This window comes from Corynebacterium sp. c3Ub_189 (assembly GCF_039907195.1).
Taxonomy (GTDB): domain Bacteria; phylum Actinomycetota; class Actinomycetes; order Mycobacteriales; family Mycobacteriaceae; genus Corynebacterium.
On the sequence record NZ_JASBOF010000039.1, the window covers coordinates 1 to 3,080 of the forward strand.

Consider the following 3,080-nt stretch of genomic DNA (forward strand, 5'->3'; position numbering starts at 1 on the left):
CCTAACGACTACGACAATGACCAAGACAACTGGCTAGACAACACCCCCAGCAACGACGGCCCAGAGCTTTAGTAAAAGTCCGTCCCCTTCTCGCCGACTCCGAGCCTATGGTAAACAATGTTTACACAGTGGAGAGTTACCACTGTGGAAAATATCTACACCGTCGCGAAGCAAACTGTAAACATTGTTTACGCAATAAGTGAAAGGACTTCCAGCCATGGTTCAAGGCCCCCACAAGTCAGGACGAGTGGTATCTGTACGGATGCCAGAAGACATCATTGAGCGCTTAGATACTTTGTGTGCTCGGACTGGTCGCAGTCGTGGCTTCTACCTCAAGATGGCAGTTACTGCGATGCTGCCCCAGCTAGAGGAATATCACTGGGAGCACGTCGCAGCGGACTTCGAAGACAAGAGCATTGAAAACGAGTTTTACCGCATCATGCTCGCCGGTCTGTCTGTAGAGCATGACAATAAAGAGAACTAAAATACTCAGCTACCAGCACGTTTAGAGTTTACAGCAAGCTGTATGACCGTATGCCTGTAGACCTGTAAAGCAGTATTTACTGAAATCTGTAAACTAGTAGACGCAATGACGCATCCACTTAGGAGAAGCCATGATCATTACTGCCATTAACGTCAAGGGTGGCGTTGGCAAGACCACTACAACGATGTTTCTCGCTACGGTTTTCGCCCACCTAGGAAAGACCGTGACTGTCACAGACTTAGACCGACAGGGCTCAGCTCTGGAATGGTCTGAACGCGCGGAAGACGGAGGCGATCCTTTACCGTTTGAGGTTGAGCTGTCCATTCCCAAGCGCGTTGATAGGCAAGCAGCACTCGTCGGAGACGATGAGTTCATGTTCATCGATGTACCGCCAGGAGACGAGAACGCTATCGAAGCAGCAATCGCTGTCAGTGACTTCATCATTCTTCCGACCCGTTCTGCTGCCGCTGACCTTTCCCGCGTGTGGGAACTGCGCGACGCAGTTAGCGGAACACCACATGCAGTCCTGCTGACGTTTGCCAGGAAAGGCACCAGTGCCCTTGATGCTGCACGAGAAGCGCTTGATGCAGAACAAATGCCCCACTTTAAAACCGAAATACCGCTACGCGAGGACATGCACCTAGCCTTCGGTTACTGCCCAGGCCCAGACATGCACGGCTATGAACAGGTCGCAGACGAACTCATGGAGATGATGAAATGAGCACCAGCAAAGAACGCGCCAGAGCACAGCAAGGCCCGCGAACCTCGACAAAGAAAACCGCAAAGCCGACCCCGGCAGTGGAGAAGAAAACAGTACGAGGTGCATTCCACCAACCCACCGGCCGCGACTACGTCAAGAAGATGACCGTCGAAATTGACCGAGAACTTCACTCAGAACTCAAAGTCATCGCCGCGCAAAAAGGAGTGACCATACGCGAGATTGTCAGCAACTACCTCGAAGAATACGTGCGCAACAATAAATAAGGGTTTACAGGAATACAGGTTATGTAAAGATGTATTCCTGTAAACCCAGCAGTTCCACATGCGTCATCCCCACCGCAGTGACGGTAAATATGCGCACGAGAAAATGGGGAAGTAGATCTGCAGACGAAAACAGTTACACATGGAAAGCCATGCGTAACTGCAGGTAAAAGGCACATTTTTCGCGTGTCATGACTACTAAATGACACTGGTGTCATTTAGAGTCGGTGGGAGACAGTGAAAACGAAGAAAGCCACCGGGCGGCAACCCAGTGACTTTCGCTTATCACCCAGCTCATCTCTGGGAGAAAGCATGGCCATGAGTCTACAGGCTTACGCGCAAAACGCGCACATTAAAACACCTACCCGTGTCGAACCAGATCGTGGCGGGCTGGATAACACCCCAGCATCCGCCAGTGACCGCGACTTGCTCCGCGCGCATTTAGGCCGCGAGGTGCTCCACGGGTCTGTTGGACGGGATTTTTCCAAGTCTTATATGCGTAATGCTGACGGTACGAACTCGCCGCGCATGTATCGCTTCGACACTGAGGCTTTAGGACGGTGCGAGTACGTCATGCTTACCAGTAAGCAGTATGCCGCCGTCCTGGTTGTTGACGTTGACCAGATAGGAACAGCCGGTGGTGACCCCGCAGACTTAAACCCTTATGTACGTAGTGTGGTGCGCTCACTTATTTCGCACACCATCGGGCCGGCTTGGGTGGGAATCAACCCGACTAACGGGAAAGCTCAGTTCATTTGGCTTATTGACCCTGTCTACGCTGACCGGGGTGGTAAATCAGCGCAGATGAAGTTGCTGGCAGCAACTACGCGCGTACTAGGTGAGCTTTTAGACCACGATCCGCATTTTTCTCACCGCTTTAGTCGCAACCCGTTCTATACCGGTAAGGCTCCTACGGCTTATCGTTGGTACAGGCAGCACAACCGGGTGATGCGTCTTGGAGACTTGGTAAAAAAGGTGAGGGACATGGCAGGACACGACCAGTTCAACCCCGCCCCGCGCCAACAGTTTTCCTCTGGCCGGGAACTTATCAATGCAGTTAAAACCCGTCGCGAGGAAGCCCAAGCATTTAAAGCTCTTGCCCAGGACGTAGATGCTGAAATCGCTGATGGTCTTGACCAATACGATCCGGAGCTTATTGACGGTGTGCGCGTGCTGTGGATTACAAGGGTGTCAGGAAGTTTGTGTGTGAGGCTCTGATCTAGAAGGAGTTTCACCGATAATGACTACGGTGTCACCGAAGAAAACCATGACCCGGCGAGGGTCAACGAGATCAGCGAGAAGCTGATGGAAAACCCTGAAATCGCCAGCTTGATTAGCGAGCTGTCGAGCTCCGCTGATGATGCAAGCGAGCTGGTCAAAGGCCTGCTACAGGCATCAATCAACGCTGGCCTTAAGGCGGAGATGGATGCGCACTTGGGCTACGGCCACTCTGACCGCAAGACGAAAGCCCAGGTGGAAACCACACAGGGCAATAATCACCGCAACGGGTCGTACACCAAGACCGTCAATTCTGGCTACGGCGCGGTGGAAGTGACCGTGCCTAGGGATCGTGCCGGCACGTTTACTCCCCGGATGGTGCCCAAGGGTGCACGTC

At 52.7% G+C, this 3,080-nt stretch carries 3 protein-coding genes and 2 pseudogenes; all 5 read left to right on the forward strand.

Annotated features, from left to right (window positions below; genetic code table 11):
* Positions 1–217 precede the first annotated feature (217 nt).
* A complete protein-coding gene (locus tag QKD99_RS11340; protein ID WP_023031156.1) occupies positions 218–484 on the forward strand; it encodes a ribbon-helix-helix domain-containing protein in 267 nt (88 codons plus the stop codon).
* A 130-nt stretch (positions 485–614) separates the two neighbouring features.
* Complete coding sequence (locus QKD99_RS11345) at positions 615–1,205, forward strand: ParA family protein (protein ID WP_347951477.1); 591 nt, start codon at positions 615–617, stop codon at positions 1,203–1,205.
* On the forward strand, positions 1,202–1,468 hold the full coding sequence (locus QKD99_RS11350) for a hypothetical protein (protein WP_150851485.1): 267 nt from the start codon (positions 1,202–1,204) through the stop codon (positions 1,466–1,468). The genes QKD99_RS11345 and QKD99_RS11350 overlap by 4 nt, the downstream gene beginning before the upstream one ends.
* A 525-nt stretch (positions 1,469–1,993) precedes the next feature.
* Positions 1,994–2,653 (forward strand): annotated as a pseudogene (locus tag QKD99_RS11355) (replication initiation protein); the annotation flags it as partial.
* Between the two features lie 52 nt (positions 2,654–2,705).
* Positions 2,706–3,080, forward strand: a pseudogene (locus QKD99_RS11360) (transposase); the annotation flags it as partial.